Genomic DNA, 18,212 nt, shown 5'->3' on the forward strand with positions numbered 1-18,212 from the left:
CCTCTAACTTAAACACGGAAATTACGTGATCGTGCTCTCCCTCTCAAAATCCAATGTCTTAAAAAGTCATACCAATGTCCTAAAACATCAAGCCGAATACCAATGCCGCATTAACATATTATTAACAAGCAGGTAAGTTATCAATAACCACTCTTTGGCATGCTACTTGTTCTCGACTTTAAGAAGGAAGCATCATGGGCTTTATCACTGAACAAGCAACAAACCAAACGACTCTAGATACAAGCGATTATTTATCGCAAGGGAATGACTCTTTAGATACGACCCAAACCTTACTCCTATCTCTGGAAACCCAGCGTCAAGCCTTTACGCTTCAAGGACAAGAAAGTTATGAGGAACGCAAGCAGCACCTACTAAATCTAAAGCGGTTACTCACCGAGAATCGTGACACTATTATTGAGGCCATAAACAAAGACTATGGCAATCGATCTTATCATGAAACCTTATTAGCGGAAGTCATTACCGTTGTCAGCGATATCAGCAGCACTATTAAGCACTTAAAAAAATGGATGAAAGTTCAAAAGCGCAGTGTCGATCAAAGCTTGTATTTTGGGGCACAAAATAGAGTCATTCCACAAGGTATTGGCGTAGTTGGATTTATTATCCCTTGGAATTTCCCACTTAATTTAAGTTTTTCAGGTTTGTGTGCCGCTTTTGCCGCCGGTAATAGAGCTATGGTGAAAATGTCGGAAAATTCGATTCATTTTTCAGAGCTATTAAAACAGCTCAGTCCAAAGTATTTTAGCCAAGATAAATTAGAATTTTTTACCGAAACCGGTAAAGTGGGCATGGCATTCTCAACTCTGCCCTTTGATCACTTGATGTTTACTGGCTCAGGAGTGACCGGTAGAAAAGTGATGGCAGCCTGTGCGCCCAACCTGACGCCTGTCACCCTCGAGCTTGGTGGAAAATCCCCTGCGGTTATTGATCCTGAATACCCTTTAGATAAAGCGGTTGAACGCATTATGTTTGTTAAGCAATTTAATGCCGGACAAATTTGCACCACTGTCGATTATACTTTTGTACATCTATCACAATTAACCCCCTTTCTTGAAACCACAAAAAAATGGGTCAAAAAACATTGCCCCAATATTCACAATAAAGATTACACCTCAATCATTGATGACACGGCCTTCAATCGATTAATGGACACAGTGAATGACGCTAAACAACGTGGCGCAACCATCATTAACTTAAGTGAACAAGAGGCCGATGCTAGAACACGCAAGTTCCCATTGACTCTGATCTTAGACACAAGTGATGACATGATCATCAGCCATCGAGAAACCTTTGGCCCAATAATGATGGTCAAAACTTACCAACAATCAGAGGAAGTGATTGATTACGTTGTACAGCGCGATCGCCCACTGGCTTTTTATCCATTTAGTAATAATAAAAAGCTTGTTAATCACTATTTAAGTAATGTCCTTTCCGGTGGTGTGTCTGTTAATGACGCCTTATTCCATGTCGGCCAACACGACCTTCCATTTGGTGGGATTGGGGGCAGTGGTATGGGGCATTATCATGGTTATGAAGGCTTCCTGACTTTTTCAAAAATGCGTCCTGTTTTCTATCAAGCCAGCTTTTCTAGCTTAAAATTATTAATGCCTCCATACGGAAAATTTGCTACTCGTACATTGCATTTTATCGCTAAATTTAAGTCTTAATATACTTTTCACTAGAAAGAGAGACCGCAATACTCAGTCTAAAAATAATAAATATATCCAGACAAGGAAAGCAGGATGAGCACACTTACTTACGATTTTGATCAAATTATTATCGGTTCAGGCTTTGGTGGCTCTGTTAGCGCGCTGCGTTTAACCGAAAAAGGCAATCGCGTATTAATCCTCGAAAAAGGAAGACGCCGCAATGACTCTGAATTTGCAGAAACTAACTTAGACGCCAAAAATTATATGTGGATGCCCAAATTAGCTTGGAGAGGTGTTACACAAGTAACCTATACCAGTAAGGTCACCATATTGCATGGTGTGGGTGTAGGTGGGGGTTCTCAGGTATATGCCAATGTGCATTTTATTCCTGAAGATGCGGTATTTCAGTCGCCCGCTTGGTCACGAATTCGTCCCGACTGGAAAGAGCAAATCATGCCTTATTACGGCCTTGCACAACGTATGTTAGGTACGACTCAAAATACTTATACCAACATTGCAGATGATACTTTGCGTCAAGTTGCTAAAGACATGGGCCGAGGGGATTCCTATAAGACAGTATCAACCGGAGTGTTATTTCCACAGCAAGATGGGATTCAAGGTAAACCAGTACCCGACCCTTACTTTAATGGCGATGGCCCTGATCGAAATACCTGCCAAATGTGTGCTAGCTGTGTCATCGGCTGTCGCCATAATGCTAAAAACACCTTAATGAAAAATTATCTTTATTTTGCCGAAAGAAATGGTGCCGAGATCCGGCCAGATAGTGAAGTATTGAAAATTGAAACTATCCATAATAATAAGCCTGAAGATGGTTATCGAATTAGCGTAAAAGACAGCATCAATGGGCGTGAATACACCATTACCACTCGAGGTGTGGTGGTATCGGCTGGCGTGATGGGTACGGTTCCACTACTACTTCGTATGCGCGATAAACTTAAAACTTTACCAAACATTTCTAAGCTCTTAGGCCAGCAGGTTCGTACCAATTCAGAAACGCTCACCACCGCTAATGATATGAAAGCAAAAGTCAGTGACGGCCTCACCATAAGTTCATTTATTTCTGTTGATGAAAATACCAATATGGAGATCAATCGCTTCCGTGAAGGATCTGATGGTACTTGGCTTTTTATCCCTTACGTACCAATGGTCACTGGCGAAGGTATAGCGCGTATTGGTAAATTCGTACTTAATACTTTATTACACCCGATTAAAACCGTAAAAGTATTACGCCCTAAAGGAAAAGCTGCGGGTTCATTAGTCTTTTTAGTGATGCAGAAATCCGAATCCTTTATACATTTTGAATGGCGTCGTAAATGGTATCGCTTGTTTAGAAAGGATATTTCTGCTGTGCAAAATGCCGATGATATCCCCCTAAAAGTATCTTTTCCTGCAGCAGAGGAAGCCACCCGACGCTTTGCTAAGAAGTTAGAAGGTGAACCTGGGTCTGCTTTAACTGAAATTATCACCGGAGCACCAATGACGGCTCATATCATGGGCGGGGTTTCGATGGGGAAAAATAACCTCGAAGGTGTGGTCGATGAAAGTGGTGAAGTCTTTGGCTATCCAAACTTAAGAGTGATTGATGGTTCAATCATCCCTGGCAACCTTGGGGTTAATCCATCATTAACCATTACCGCATTAGCTGAATACGCGATGAGTAAAGTAGCCATATTTGATCATGATAAAGCAGCAAGCATCAAGCCAGTGCTATTTTCTAAACCATTAGAGGGACAAGTATCTGAACTCACTGGCAACGGGGATCTGGTCGCAATGTTAAAGCCGCAATAATATGGCTAACCAGATGATTTTATAGTGACTAGGTTGCAATTAATGCCTAATGAAACCTAAACGCCACAGACTTAACATCTGTGGCGTTTGTTATTTTTAGCTTAATGTCTTTTGAGTGCTATTAAACCTACCCTTTCACCCCGCCCGCGGTTAAGCCGCCGACTAAGAACTTCTGCGCTGCTAAGAACACGATGGTAATAGGTAAGGCTGATAACACAGCGGCGGCGGCAAAGTCGCCCCATAGATAGTTTTGTGGGTATAGGTATTGCTGCATGCCGACCGCTAAGGTGTAGGAGTTCACATCGCGTAATAGCAATGAGGCTACTGGCACTTCGGTAACGGCAGCAATGAATGACAAGATAAACACCACCGCAAGAATTGGCACTGATAATGGCAACAACACTAAGCGGAAGGCTTGCCATGGGGTGGCGCCATCGAGTGCGGCCGCTTCTTCTAGTGAGTTATCAATCGATTCAAAATAGCCTTTGATTGTCCATACATGCAGTGCGATCCCGCCCATGTAAGCAAACACCACACCACCGTGAGTATTCAAGCCTAGGAATGGAACATAAGTGCCTAAACGGTCGAACAAAGCGTATAAAGCCACCAGCGCAAGAACAGCTGGGAACATTTGGAAAATCAACATTGAGCGAAGGATCAAGGTTTTGCCTTTAAACTTCATACGGGCAAAAGCATAAGCACAAGTGGTTGATAGTGTCACGATGCCAATCGCAGTTAAACCCGCCACTTTAACCGAGTTCCATAGCCATAATAAAACCGGGAACGGCGGTTTGGTTACGCTGCCATCGGCATGCACCACATCAAATCCAAGCGCCAGTTTCCAGTGCTCGAGTGATGGGTTGCGTGGGATCAAATCCCCTGCGGCGTAGTTACCTTCGCGGAAAGATATTGCGATCACCATTAATAACGGGAACATCATCACCGCCAAGAAAAGCCACATGCCGACATGCGTTGCCCACAAACGGTATTTTAATGATTTTGGTTGAACCATAGCCATAGTCAGTACTCCCTATTCTGTTTCTAGCTTGGTGAATTTCATGTTCAGCAGTGACAAGCCGCCAACCAATACGAAGATCAATGTTGCGATTGCGCCTGCGAGACCAAAGTCTTGACCGCCCGCCCCTTCAAAGGCAATACGATAGGTGTAACTCACCAGCAAATCGGTATGACCGGCCGGAACCGTGGTACCTATCATGTCTGGTGCACCGTTGGTTAATAATTGGATTAAGACAAAGTTGTTAAAGTTAAACGCAAAGCTGGCAATTAATAGTGGCACCATAGGTTTTACTAATAATGGCAAGGTGATTTTAAAGAAGTTATCAATTGGACCTGCGCCATCCATTGCTGAGGCTTCATACAAATCATCGGGGATCGCTTTAAGCATACCCATCGCGAGGATCATCATGTACGGATAGCCGAGCCAAGTATTGACGATAATGATCATGGTTTTAGCCAATGTTGGGTCGGTAAACCATGCCGGGCTTAAGCCAAATAGTCCTTGCAGTAACTGGTTGATCTCACCAAAGCTTTGATTAAATAAGCCTTTAAAAATCAAGATGGAAATAAAGGCTGGCACCGCATAAGGCAAAATCAATAACACTCGGTATAAACCGCGCCCTTTTAACGCTTCCCAAGAAACGATTTGTGCCAAGATCACACCAAAAGCAAGGGTTAGTGCCACCGTGATGGCCGAGAACAATACTGTCCATACAAAGATTTTAAAGAACGGTCCTTGAATGCCTGGGTCACTAAAGATGCGGGTAAAGTTATCAAAACCGATATTCACAATGAATCCTGGCGTGATTGGCTTGCCAATAAAAGCACCATCAGTATCGACCGTTTGGTAGTAGCCAATCTCGTAATTTGGTTTTAATACCTGTTCAGTTTTGTTGTTGACCAAGCTTTCGCCGTCGCTATCTAAGGTATAAAGCGGCTTTACTTGAGCAAATTTACGCAGACCCGACATTTTAAGCTCAGTGCCATTTGGTGTTTCAACCACAAGCTCGCTTAATAGATTACGGTTTTTAATGACGGCTTTTAACGGTGCTTTTTTACCGGTTAATGCATCTGACGGTAACAATGCAATGTGTCCAGCCGGTTGATTAGCCGTGGCCTTAGTTAACGACTTTTTCGTTAATGAGCGCGGCGCAGAAACCAGCCAAGTGTCACCTTGTTTTAAAGCAATGGAATAAAGGTCGTCGTGTTGACGCAATTCAAACGAATAACTGTCGCCACTTTGAAAGGTTTGATCCATCAACACGCTTTGCGCGCGCTCAAAACTTAATTGATTAGCGCCGCTATAGTTGGTAAACGCTAAGCCAATGGTATAAATCAGAGGGAAAATGATGAATAAGATCATTCCCGCCACACCTGGGTAAATATAACGGTGGGCATAGGTGCGCTTGCGGGCAAAAACATAGACACCCAAAGACGCTAAAACTAAGGTTAAAAGTGCAAAAGCAAATTCACCGCGTGAGTACATTAAAACGATCGCGTAACCATTAAGTAAAGTCACGGTTGATAACGCTGCCGTTTTCACCCAATTCGCCTTTAGCCAAGATTGGGTTGCAGAGTCTGAAATATGAGAGGGATGAGATGACACAAGATTTGAAGACATAATGGATTCCATTATCATATCGCATGATCTAAAACATAAGTTTTGAAAACACGTCAGCTTTTGAAACTGCAAAGAGGTTGAAAAGTCACTTCAAGCTCCATTCAAAGGCATCGATAAACTCAATCAAAGCTTTACCGTTACATAAGAAAGCAAAGAGATAAATGAGAAGGAAGCGATAAACTTACCCCCTTCCTTCTCGCCACCAGTTATACAATCGGTGGAAGACGAACGATTATTTCGTCATACGAGCCGCAACGGTATCAAGCGCTTCTTTTACCGATTGACGACCATTAACCACATTGCCAATCGCCGCTTTTTCTGCGTACCAGAATGCTGACATTTGAGAAATATTTGGCATAACTTCACCGTTCTGAGCATTTGCCATTGTGGCGGCAATACGTGGATCTTTCGCCAGTTCAGCTTGGTATGAGGTTAATGCCACCGCGCCTAGTGGGGTATCATCGTTGATCTCTTTCAAGCCTTTTTTGGTTAGCATGTAGTTTTCGATAAACTCAACCGCCAAGTCTTTGTTAGGGGATGCCGAGCTAATACCCGCCGTTAACACACCCACAAAAGGTTTCGATGGCTTACCATTAAACATCGGCAATGTGGTTACGCCGTAGTTAATGCCCGCCTTATCGATGTTAGCCCAAGACCAAGGACCATTAATGGTCATCGCCACTTCGCCTTTGTTAAAGCCAGACTCTGCAATGGTGTAATCCACATCCGGTGACATCACTTTTTGGTCAATCAGACCTTTAAGGAAGGTCATTGCATTGATCGCACCGGCATTATTCACGCCCACATCTTTCGGATTGTATTGACCATCGGCAAACTTAAATGCGTAACCGCCATCAGCGGCAAGAATTGGCCATGTGAAGAAGGGTTCAGAAAGGTTCCACATGATCGCGTGCTTGCCGTCTTTTTGCAGTTTTTTATCTAGCGCAGCAATGTCTTCCCAGTTTTTAGGTGGGGTTTTAATTAAGTCTTTGTTGTAGATCAGCGATAAAGATTCAACCGCCACAGGATAACCGATGTATTTACCATCGTAAGAAACCGCATCCCAAGTGAAATCCGTGAATTTAGATTTAAATTCAGCCGATGGTTTTACTTCCGCCAATAGACCAGATTTCGCGTAACCGCCGAAACGGTCGTGCGCCCAAAGAACAATATCAGGGCCATCACCGGTTGACGCCAATTGCGGGAATTTTTCTTCTAACTTATCAGGGTGAGAAACGGTGACTTTAATGCCAGTGTCCGCTTCAAATTGCTTACCCACTTCAGCTAGGCCGTTATAGCCTTTATCGCCGTTGATCCAAATTGTTAGCTGACCTTCCTGTATGGCAGCATGTGCACTCACACCACTTAAGGCTAAGCTACATAAAATGGCAGTTTTGAGGACTTTTTTCATTTCCATGATCCTTTCTATTATTCTATTTGCGGTTACATCACTGTAGGGTCTGTAACACGATGGATACCTTTCTCAGCAAGCGAAATGCTTTACCCTTTTTGACTCGGGTTACGGTATAGCTCAATCTTGCAATAATTAGGAGTGGTGAACATCCTCCTAATCTCTACGCCCCCGCGATACAAGATAGAAACTGTGATTTAGATTCACAATTGTTTGCTAATATACCCTAAAACCAAGCGTAAACGTGATCGAACGCACGCGTATATGTGGCTATTTAACTCAAAGATGATCTGAATTAAAAAGTGTGACCCATGCACTCCTCCCCCATCATCCACCAAAAATTAATCGCACAAGGATGAGGTGGTTTTCAAACGCTTAGGTAATATGGCTCTCATTGAAGTGATATAAAAAATTAATTAACTTAAACGGCAGCCTCTCATTATCATCTTGCTGCCAAACCAATAAAAACAAAAGGAACCACCATGACCAGTGTAACGCTAAGAAAGGTATGTAAAGCGTACGGTGACAATCTCATTTCTGAAAACGTCGATCTGGATATTCAAGATGGCGAGTTCGTCGTCTTTGTTGGCCCATCCGGTTGCGGTAAGTCAACATTATTGCGCTGCATCGCCGGCTTAGAAGACATCACTTCAGGTGAGTTATTTATTGGCGATAAAAAAATGAACGACGTGCCACCATCTGAGCGTGGTGTCGGCATGGTATTCCAATCTTATGCGTTATATCCGCACTTAAACTTATTCGACAATATGTCTTTTGGTCTGAAACTGGCCAAGGAAGATAAAGCTAAAATCAAATCGCGCGTTGATCACGCAGCCGATATTTTGCAGCTAGGTCACTTATTAGAGCGCCGTCCAAAAGCCCTTTCAGGTGGTCAGCGTCAACGGGTCGCAATCGGTCGTACTTTAGTGGCGCAACCAGAAGTATTTTTGCTGGATGAGCCGTTATCGAACCTCGATGCTGCCTTGCGTGTCCAAATGCGAATTGAACTAGCCAAACTGCACAAAAAACTTGGTTGCACCATGATTTATGTGACTCATGATCAGGTCGAAGCAATGACCATGGCCGATAAAATCGTGGTATTGGATGGTGGCAGTGTGTCGCAAGTGGGCAAACCATTAGAGTTATACCATTACCCAGAGAACCGTTTTGTGGCTGGCTTTATTGGCTCACCAAAAATGAATTTTATTAACGTTGAGATCAAAGAAGTGGAAGCTGAGCGCGTGAAAGTGGAGCTCGCCAGCCAAGCATCATTTTGGATCCAAGTGGATGGCAGCACCGTGACCCAAGGCTCGCGGATGTCACTTGGCATTCGCCCTGAGCATTTACTGCCCGCCAATGAAGGCGATGTCAGTATTAAAGGCCATGTGCAAGTGGTTGAGAAGTTAGGTAACGAAACTCAAGTCTACCTAAACCTTGATAACGTCGATGCCGATTTTATCTATCGTGAAAACGACACCTTAGATGTCGATTCGGGCGATGAATTCGAAATTGGCATTCCGGCTTACCGTTGTCACTTATTCCACAGCGATGGGCGATCGTGCCGCCGTTTATTTAAAGAACGTGGTATTTAAACTCCCCGTTTTTCCCTTTTTCATTGTCATGCCTTCGCCCCATTCCATGCTTGGTTTGGGGCTTTTTTTGTTTAATGAGCACAGGCCATTAAGAGCCCCCCAAATAAGCCCTTCTGGTTTCGTTGTTGTTTTTTGCCAAGACATTTTTACGTCTATTTAAAGTCTGGGTGTCGCTTATGCCGAGAATCTAGGGTCAACTCAAATTAGCGACAGCTAACACCTTCATATCTGTATCTGTAGCTGAAAATCAAACATCGAAAAATCGAAAACCATTCTCCGATGAATAAAGCTGGTAAGGAGAGATTGATATATGAATTTTTCGTACCGTAGTTTGCATGCCCTTATCTGAATATTTCATGCTTCATGCTTAAAAACCATGCAAATCAACCTTCATCAAGCCAAGAAACACATATTCTTCATCTCATGAGCCAAATCATGTGTTCTGAGGCTTTTAATTCTACTTTAATCACTAACCCTACGAACTAAAACTAGCACAAACCCCATTAATTTCATTATCATCTCAGTAATCTAGCTTCGATCACAAAAGCTTGTTTTCCGTGATAATCCTCCCACCTTTTTCGCTGAATTCCACTAAAAAACCACCCAGATCACAGTCAGTTTAAGTACCGGTTACCCCAAGTGTGATCCCCACACTCCTCCTTGATTTCTACTCCCCCTACACCTCTTATTTAGGAGGATGTTCCGCATGTTCGATTACCGCAAGATAACCCCATCACTGAATGACGAAACCAAAGAAGTCATACGCATTCAGCGAACAGTCAACCCATTGCATGCTTATGCTAACGACAGTGTGAGCAGGGTAACGAGAAACAATATAAAGGATTGTAATTATGAAAACGCTTAAGGTTTGTTTAACAGCTGCTGCGGTATCCTCTGCTCTACTTGCGTCTTCCGCGATGGCAGTTGGCGTCGACTTCCACGGTTATATGCGTGCTGGTACTGGCGTAAGTGCCCATGGTGGTGCTAATGAATCGTATGAAAAAAATAAAGTGGGTCGTCTTGGTAACGAAGATGATGTATACGGTGAAATTCAATTAGATACCACGCCAATTAAAGCTGGTGATAGCGCTGAATTTATTGTGAGCTCTATGATTGCGTATGGCTCTGATGGTTCTAACGGCTGGGAATCAGCTCGTGATGACGATGATGGTGCCGATGTTGCATTGGCGCAATTTAACGTACAAGCCAAAGGTTTATTCGAGTTCGATAAGGATGCCACACTTTGGGCCGGTAAGCGTTACTACCAACGTCAAGACATTCATATTACTGACTTCTATTACTGGAATACTTCTGGCGGTGCGGGCGGTGGTATTGAAAACGTCACAGTTGGTCCTGGTAAATTATCATTTGCTTTCATGCGCGATGACAGCCTTGGGGTTGATCTCGATGGCACAGGCAACAATAATCAAAACATCAATGTTAACAATTTTGACCTTCGTTATGCTGGTCTAGGTCTATGGCAAGATGCGAGCTTAGAGTTGGGTGTTAACTATTACATGGTTAATGAATCTGACGAACAAGAAAACTTTAATGTCGATACAGATGACAGTGTCATGTTGACAGCAGTCGTTAGCCAAAATAACTTCTTCGGCGGCTTTAACAAAACCGTATTCCAATTTGGTACTAACGGCGCTGCATCAGGAATGGCTGGGCTAGGTTCAGGTAGCTGGGTTCCTGCTGTCACCGATGGCGATACTGGTTTCCGCGTGATTAACTTTGGTGTGATTGATATGGGTTCTAGCTGGAATCTTGGTCACCAAGTGATGTATGCACAAAGCTCTTACGATAATAGTAATAAAGACGACCATACTTTTGCCAACATTGTTGTGCGCCCAATCTATAACTGGTCTGAAATTATGAAAACTGAATTTGAAGCCGGTTATTTCACTGAAGATAACGCATGGGGCAGCAAAGGGGCTGATAATGAAGGTGCTAAGTTTACTGTTGCGCAAGCATGGTCTGCTGGATCTGGATTCTGGGCTCGTCCGGAAATTCGCGTCTACGCATCGTATGTAGATGACTTTAAAAATGACAATCGCTTCGGTGGGGATGAATCTTCTGAAGTATCCGTTGGTATCCAAGCAGAAGCATGGTGGTAAGCCACTCTGTTTAACATAAAAATTAACGCCGGCACGTTGCTGGCGTTATCTGTTTTTCAATAGGTAGGTTTACCTATACCTTTAATTTAAGGGGCATTATGTCTGTATTCACAGCAAACCAAGCAACACCTCAAGCTGATGTGATTTTACATGCCTTTGATTGGTCATATAACAAGATCGCCGCTGAAGCAGAGCGTATCGCGCAATTAGGTTACCAATCGATTTTAATATCACCTCCAATGAAATCACCGGATGAAGATAAATGGTGGATGCGTTACCAACCACCAAGACTACCGAGTGATCGACAATCCATTAGGCAATACTCTTGATTTTATTGCCATGTTGGATGCATTAAAGCAACAACAGATAAAAATTTATGTCGATGTGGTGTTTAATCACATGGCCAACGAAGCCTATTGTCGTGATGACTTAAATTATCCAAACCCGACAATTATGGCGCAATATCAAAACCAAGCAGAACATTACGCCACACTTCGTTTATTTGGCGATCTCTCGCAGCCGTTATTTACTTCAAACGATTTTGAACCCGCTTTCCCAATCAAAAACTGGCTAGATGCCAAAGAAGTGCAAACCGGCCGATTAAGTGGCAGTGACACAGATCCAGGGCTTCCTACACTGGCGCCAACGGATAATGTGGTTGAGCAACAACAAAGCTATATCAAAGCACTGAAAGCGTTAGGCGTGAATGGATTTCGAATTGATGCAGCAAAACACTTATCTGCCGCACATATTGAAAAAGTCTGGACTGAAGATATTTGTGCCGATGTGCGAATTTTTGGTGAGATCATTACCGATGGTGGCGTGGGCAAAGCTGAATACGAAACCTTTTTACAGCCGTTTGTCGAGCAGACGCCATTCGATGCTTATGATTTTCCACTCTTCCATTCTATGTTGAATGTGTTTGAGCATAACGTGAGTATGAAGTCTTTATTATCGGTTGCTGAAAATGGTCAGTGTTTAGATCCAAATCGTGCGATCACGTTTGTCGTAACGCATGACATTCCTAATAATGATGTTTTCCGTAATCAGCTGATGTCGGCTGGGCATGAGCAGTTAGCTTATTGTTATTTACTCGGTTGTTGTGATGGTTCGCCGTTGATTTATACCGATCTCAACACCAGTAATGATGTCGATGCTCTCGGTCATCCCCGCTGGATGAAAAGTTGGCATGATAATAGTCTGACCAAAATGATCGCGTTCCATAAACAAGTACATGGTGAACCGATTCACGTCTTAGCCTGTGGTAATGAACTGTTGGTGCTGTTGCGTGGCAGTATTGAGCACCCAAAAGGGATTGTAGCGATCAATAAGGGGAATGAAGAGTTCCAAGTGAATTTACCTGCCGCGCAATACAACGTGTTGCTCGGGGGGGATGATCTTCTTTCTCAACATAGCTTAACCATCCCGGCACAATCTGGACTGATGTTAATGGCTGACTAAACGAAAAGCTATCAATTCGATATAAACAATGCCACTGCGTGATCGTAGTGGCATGTTTTTGCTGGATTAAGATAAACGAATTGCTTATTTTGCCGCGATCTTCTGCACCGCTTTATGCAATACCGAGGTATCCATACGGTTATCACCGGCTTTAGCAAGTTCGACGTAATTATCAAAGGTTTGCTGAGTATGCGCTAAGTTCAAGCCGTGTTTTTTGGCTTCATCTAAGCTAAAACCTAAATCTTTGATCATCCAATCAATGGCAAAACCAAAATCGTATTGATCTTTGGCCATGGTGCTGGCGCGATTTTCCATCTGCCATGAACCTGCGGCGCCATTTTTCAAACAATCGACTAAGTTTTCAATATCTAAGCCTGATTGTTGAGCCAGTAATAAGCCTTCAGACAATCCGCGTAATGCGCCAGCAATACAAATTTGATTGACCATTTTAGCCCGCTGACCTTGACCGACTTCGCCCATCAATACCGATGACTTACCATAAGCTTTAAATACCGGTTGAAGCTTGTCGAATAACGCCTGCTCGCCACCACACATAATGGTCAATACGCCGTTTTCAGCGCCACTTTGACCGCCAGATACTGGTGCGTCCATAAATTCAATATTCAAGGCTTGAGCCGCTTGTAAGAGCTCTTGTGCCAAGGTTGCCGATGTGGTGGTGTGATCCACTAAAATCGCGCCCGTTTTCATAAAACCTAACGCACCGGTTTGGCTGGTGGTCATACTGCGTACATCATCATCGTTACCGACACAAAGCAAAACCACATCCGCGTCTTTCACGCACTCTTCAACGGTGGTGGCAGCTATACCTGAATAGTGGCTCGTCCAATCTTGCGCTTTGCTATGAGTACGGTTAAAAACGCTAACTTCAAATCCGGCTTGCGCTAAATGCCCAGCCATTGGAAAACCCATAACCCCTAAACCGAGAAAACTAACCTTCATCGTGACTCCCTTCTTCAAATCAAAAAATAATACCGTTTAAATAAAAACACCGAGCGCATTAAGCGCTCGGTGTTGAAATGTTTATTTGTTATTACCAGCCAAGCAATGCTTACTCTTCTTCAAGCTCTGCATTGTGGTAAACCTGCTGCACATCATCACAATCGTCTAGCATGTCTAAAAACTTCTGGAATTTAACCGCATCTTCGCCGGTAACTGGCGTATGGTTTTGTGGCACAAAAGTGATTTCTTCGACATCAACCACAAGATCTGGATATTCTTCTGCTAACGCTGTTTTCGCTTTAAAGAATTCAGTATGCGGGGTAAAAACAGTGATCACACCATCTTCTAATTCGATGTCGGTAACATCAACATCCGCCATCATTAGCGCTTCTAATACTGCTTCTTCATCTTCACCAGCAAATTGGAATACCGCTTGATGATCAAACATATGACCAACAGTACCTGGGCTACCAATTTTTGCACCGGTTTTCACGAAGCATTGACGAACGTCTTGGAATGTACGGTTGCCGTTATCAGTTAGGCAATCAACGATAACGCTAGCGCCACCAGGAGCAAAACCTTCGTAACGTGCAGGTTGGAAATCTTCACCGCCGCCGCCAGTGGCTTTGTCTAATGCTTTTTCAATTACATGCGCTGGAACGTTGTCTTTCTTCGCTTTAGAAATAAGATGCTTAAGCGATAAATTCATATCAGGATCAGCGCCACCATTTTTTGCGGCAACGTAAATCTCTTTACCGTATTTTGAATAAACTTTAATTTTTGCGCCTGCAGTTTTTGCCATTGAGGCCTTGCGCACTTCAAAACTTCTTCCCATGGGTATCTTCTCTCTGATTTTATTTTATGCTGAATGTTACCATAACAATGACTCTATTCTTATGGTCTCAGATCACGGTTGGCCTTCATGTTAGTCAGACTGTCTTTATGCGACGCCCATGATCCGTTTGTATTTTTGGATTGCTTGTTCGAAAAAAACACGCTCATCAGGGTCTCGGATTTTTTCCGCTTCGTTAAATAACAATTCGGGTCCTGCTTTCGCCTGCTTTAATTGCCAAACAAAATAAGAAGCTTGTTTATCTAACTCGATCTTATTTTTCTCCGCAGGTGGCAGCAAAGATAAATTAATAGACATGAGACGACCTTTATGTGCGATTTTAAGAGCGGGAAATATAGCATAGCTAAAGGGGAAAGATAAAAAATATTACCAAGTTTACAGTGTAAATCGAACAAACAGGACGAATGATTCGCCCTGTTTTAAGTCAACACTCTTTACTGCTGCTTTTTACAGCGCTTGAATTCAAAGACTAAAGAGATAACGCCTGATTAATGGATCAAACCGAGTTCTCTCGCCTCTTCTAAAGTTAATCCGCTTTCACGAATTTCTTGTAATGTTTCAATCCGACGTCTAGCCTCAGCGTTTTTCATTTGTTTGGAATTTGCTTGGGCCACCGATTCATCTTTTTTAGTCCAAGATGTGGTAATGCCTGTCATGTCATCATGATCTATTGAATTAATCGACATAAGTACCTCCAGAAAACCATGTATAAACTAAGTTGGATATTAAGCAAAAAATGGCTAAGTTGTTAAGTGAATAATGTGTAGATTGTGATTCCAATCAGACTTCACTAACAACATTATTAATGCGGAAAAGAATTGCTGTTCTTCTGCTTAAACTGGGTGTAGCGTCAATATGATCACGCCAAGTAAAATCGACCTAACCCCGTTAGCTACCGCCCCAATTCATTATATATTTACAGTATAGACAATAATTCCCGAAAGCATGATCAAGGGTTCATTTACCTAAATACATCCTTGATCATGCTTTCATAAAAAAGCCCAAAGATTTGATCTTTGAGCTTTTTTTAATTCAGACTGGTTATAAGATTAGCGATAGATTAGATAAAAATCAGCTATCGGCAGCCATTTCATTTAAGGCTCGGATCACAGTTTCATCTAAGTGACCTTCGAAGACTTGTTTACATACTTTACGTCTTACCGCTAATCCTGCAATGACACGTTCTATCGACAAATGCTTATCTTTGGACTCTTGGTTAAACAACTCGACGGTTTTACTTAATGTTTCGTATGGCACCACCGTTTCACCCACGCGTAACCAATCGAGCTTATCAATCAACTCATCGCACTCTTCTTTAATTGAAGCATACGGATGCCCCGTCATGGCAGATAACGCGGTTAAACTGCGTTCTAGCGCTTGTGGCGAGGTATATTTAGACAAGGTAATGATCAATTCATCAGCGTTGATCTCAACTAAGTGTTTTTTCTGTTTCACTCGACGACCTAAACGACCACGAGGTGAAGGGGCTTTACGTTGGATCGGTTCGAATTCGCCATCAATGATCTCGGCTAATTCTTGTAATTTTTGCTTAGATACTAGCTCATTACGCAGCGGGTTTGGTAGCGTTGGCGCCATATTACGCTTGCCGGCATTGGTGGTACGAGCACGTGAAAAGCGCAACACTTCTTCGGCATCACAACGGATATCAATTTGATAATCGAGCACTTTGCCTTTTTCCATAATGTTGGTGATCGTGAGATGGTAACCCCAAAGATTAACCACAAAAAGATCATCGGTTTGCTTGCCTTCAGATAGCTTTCTTAATTCACGGATCAGATCCATCGAGAATCGACGCCATTCGATGTTTCTCGCCAGTTTTTGATTGATCTCACTTAGGAGCATTGATTCGGTTAAACGGCGTACTAGACGGCTTCTGAAGAACGTATACAGCTGAAACACTAAGGTGTGTTGCTTCAAGATCTCTGGTGGGAATAAGAAAAAGTAATCTTTGGTTAATAATTCTTCAAAAAATGACGGTTCCCATACCAAAATATACAAATTAGGTTTGATCCGGATCTCACCGGCTGAATTTTCAGTTGGCGCTTCATCGGAAGCAGTGATAGTGCGGGCAATAAAGCGAAAACGATCACTTTTAAACCCTTCCGGCATGTTTTCACTAAGCCAACGTCCGGTTAATTCATGCAATTGAAAATCGGTAAACTCGATACGATCAATACTGTCACGGATTGAATCACGAGCTGGGCCACTGTCTTTTTTCCCGCGTAGAGATAAAATATCCGTGATATATAAAGGGGTTTTATTCGGCATTTGTTTGGCATCAACATGAAAATCATCTTGGTGGTGTTGATGATACTGAACCGTTAAGGTAAATAACGCGAACAGGGTCATTTGATCATCAACCGTCATAATATTTTTGGATGATCTTGTTTCAATGATTGCTCGAGTGCCAGAAATAGAAACCATTGATTTTTGGTAGCTTTTTCTGGTTCTTGGTGGCGCTAATGCTTGATCTATGATCCCTGCCCAATTAGTTGGCGAAACTACAAATTGATCGGCTTCGTTTCGCATAGCTGGTGGGGTAAACAATCCGTGATCGTTAAGTAATTGTCGGTTAACTTGTGTTTGAGCCAACGCTTTAGAACGTTTTTGATTCTCAGTTTTTCTGGTTGATTCCGTTTTTAAACTGGTTGATCCTAATACCGAGATTAACTGATTTGGATTGACAAAGTTATGCAGCATGGTCTTGCCAGCTAGCCCTTCTTCAAAACGAACTGGAATTTGATGAAATAATCCGATTGATACCGCGGCACGTAAACGTTGCTGGATTGCGGCTCGAGTCAGCTGCCCATCGGTTGCTTCAATAAGCTCGGTTGTCGATACAAAGCCATCTTTACTGGAAAGTCCGCGTAAAGAAATAAGATTAAGTAGCTCGATAATACTGCGGGTTACCCCTTTAAAATGTTGGTATTGTTCGATCCAGTCAATCACTTGATCTGATATCTTAAATAAATGACCATCTTTGTGGGTTCGAGGTAATTTAATTAAGATCTTTTCTTGGCTAGCCATAACAATTCCATTTCGCATTTATCGTAAGGTGTACATAGTTCCAAGAGAATAAAGAAAAAAGATCCAAAAAGAAAGAAAAAAATGATCTTGATTTATATAACTGATCTTTTGTTTATATGATCTATATTGGTTATATGATCTAATGATCTGGCTGGTAATCCCCCTTTAAGTGACTGTATATAAAGAAGTTATTTTTTTACCTTTGGGAAGCATGATCATAAAGGCTTAAGACGCATGATCAAAGTAAGATCGGAAGGATGATCAATTTTGATAAGAAGCATGATCAGGATATTTCCTAAAGCATGATCATTGAGAAAGCGAAACAATGATCAATCAAAATAGACATGTTATCCACAGATATTTTATCTCAATGTGCATATTATTCTGCTGATAACGAATATGAGCATGCGACGGAAGCCTTTTTAATTCATTTTTCGCTAATTCTTTACTTTTAGGAACGATGATCAAGTTGAATACTGGCTACTTGCTAAGTTTTCAATGTTAAATGCACTTTTCAAAATGACATACATCGTAATCTAGATAAGGCTTTGTATGCTTCCATAGCAAATAAACACTTGATCATTGATCCGTAATCTTGGTCTTTGGATCTCATTGCATATTCACCAGCCTTCCTTGATCATTGTTCTAAGAGC

13 protein-coding genes and 1 pseudogene are annotated in these 18,212 nt (G+C 42.4%); 5 read left to right on the forward strand and 9 right to left on the reverse strand.

Annotation, left to right across the window (positions count from 1 at the left end):
- The first annotated feature begins 194 nt into the window (after positions 1 to 194).
- Entirely contained in the window at positions 195 to 1,685 is a 1,491-nt protein-coding gene (locus GFB47_RS16095; RefSeq protein WP_153448975.1) for a coniferyl aldehyde dehydrogenase, read from the forward strand.
- A gap of 75 nt (positions 1,686 to 1,760) precedes the next feature.
- Complete coding sequence (locus tag GFB47_RS16650) at positions 1,761 to 3,476, forward strand: GMC oxidoreductase (RefSeq protein ID WP_153448976.1); 1,716 nt, start codon at positions 1,761 to 1,763, stop codon at positions 3,474 to 3,476.
- A 127-nt stretch (positions 3,477 to 3,603) separates the two neighbouring features.
- On the opposite strand, the gene malG is transcribed toward GFB47_RS16650, so the two are convergent.
- The 3 genes from malG to malE form a co-directional block, all read right to left on the reverse strand.
- The gene (gene malG / locus GFB47_RS16105) at positions 3,604 to 4,494 is read right to left on the reverse strand and encodes a maltose ABC transporter permease MalG (RefSeq protein ID WP_153448977.1); all 891 of its coding nucleotides are present in this window, start codon (positions 4,492 to 4,494) and stop codon (positions 3,604 to 3,606) included.
- Between the two features lie 12 nt (positions 4,495 to 4,506).
- On the reverse strand, positions 4,507 to 6,126 hold the full coding sequence (gene malF / locus GFB47_RS16110; RefSeq protein WP_153448978.1) for a maltose ABC transporter permease MalF: 1,620 nt from the start codon (positions 6,124 to 6,126) through the stop codon (positions 4,507 to 4,509).
- Positions 6,127 to 6,346: 220 nt separating this feature from the next.
- On the reverse strand, positions 6,347 to 7,525 hold the full coding sequence (gene malE, locus GFB47_RS16115) for a maltose/maltodextrin ABC transporter substrate-binding protein MalE (RefSeq protein ID WP_153448979.1): 1,179 nt from the start codon (positions 7,523 to 7,525) through the stop codon (positions 6,347 to 6,349).
- 482 nt (positions 7,526 to 8,007) lie between these two features.
- On the opposite strand from malE, the gene malK reads away from it, so the two are divergent.
- Positions 8,008 to 9,117, forward strand: coding sequence for a maltose/maltodextrin ABC transporter ATP-binding protein MalK (gene malK, locus GFB47_RS16120; protein WP_153448980.1), 1,110 nt, complete (start codon positions 8,008 to 8,010; stop codon positions 9,115 to 9,117).
- Here malK and GFB47_RS16125 read toward each other — a convergent pair.
- Entirely contained in the window at positions 9,094 to 9,261 is a 168-nt protein-coding gene (locus GFB47_RS16125; protein WP_153448981.1) for a hypothetical protein, read from the reverse strand. The two genes, malK and GFB47_RS16125, sit on opposite strands and share 24 nt — an antisense overlap.
- 707 nt (positions 9,262 to 9,968) lie before the next feature.
- Here GFB47_RS16125 and lamB point away from each other — a divergent pair.
- Both lamB and GFB47_RS16135 read left to right on the forward strand, forming a co-directional pair.
- Positions 9,969 to 11,237: a maltoporin LamB gene (lamB, locus tag GFB47_RS16130; protein WP_153448982.1), complete on the forward strand. Its 1,269-nt coding sequence runs from the start codon at positions 9,969 to 9,971 to the stop codon at positions 11,235 to 11,237.
- A gap of 98 nt (positions 11,238 to 11,335) precedes the next feature.
- A pseudogene (locus GFB47_RS16135) lies at positions 11,336 to 12,698 on the forward strand (alpha-amylase family glycosyl hydrolase).
- An 84-nt stretch (positions 12,699 to 12,782) separates the two neighbouring features.
- On the opposite strand, the gene GFB47_RS16140 reads toward GFB47_RS16135, so the two are convergent.
- The 5 genes from GFB47_RS16140 to GFB47_RS16160 all read right to left on the reverse strand — a co-directional run bounded on the left by GFB47_RS16140 (position 12,783) and on the right by GFB47_RS16160 (position 17,559).
- Positions 12,783 to 13,658 carry an NAD(P)-dependent oxidoreductase gene (locus GFB47_RS16140; protein ID WP_153448983.1) on the reverse strand — a complete coding sequence of 292 codons (876 nt, stop codon included), beginning with the start codon at positions 13,656 to 13,658 and terminating at the stop codon, positions 12,783 to 12,785.
- A gap of 109 nt (positions 13,659 to 13,767) precedes the next feature.
- Positions 13,768 to 14,493, reverse strand: coding sequence for a YebC/PmpR family DNA-binding transcriptional regulator (locus tag GFB47_RS16145; protein WP_153448984.1), 726 nt, complete (start codon positions 14,491 to 14,493; stop codon positions 13,768 to 13,770).
- A 105-nt stretch (positions 14,494 to 14,598) separates the two neighbouring features.
- Positions 14,599 to 14,808: a DUF3283 family protein gene (locus GFB47_RS16150; RefSeq protein WP_153448985.1), complete on the reverse strand. Its 210-nt coding sequence runs from the start codon at positions 14,806 to 14,808 to the stop codon at positions 14,599 to 14,601.
- Between the two features lie 191 nt (positions 14,809 to 14,999).
- Positions 15,000 to 15,197, reverse strand: a complete 198-nt coding sequence (locus GFB47_RS16155; RefSeq protein ID WP_153448986.1) for a hypothetical protein — start codon at positions 15,195 to 15,197, stop codon at positions 15,000 to 15,002.
- A gap of 385 nt (positions 15,198 to 15,582) precedes the next feature.
- Positions 15,583 to 17,559: a replication initiator protein RctB domain-containing protein gene (locus GFB47_RS16160; RefSeq protein WP_153448987.1), complete on the reverse strand. Its 1,977-nt coding sequence runs from the start codon at positions 17,557 to 17,559 to the stop codon at positions 15,583 to 15,585.
- Between the last annotated feature and the right edge of the window lie 653 nt (positions 17,560 to 18,212).

Origin of the sequence: Vibrio algicola (genome assembly GCF_009601765.2) — a bacterium.
GTDB classification, from domain to species: domain Bacteria; phylum Pseudomonadota; class Gammaproteobacteria; order Enterobacterales; family Vibrionaceae; genus Vibrio; species Vibrio algicola.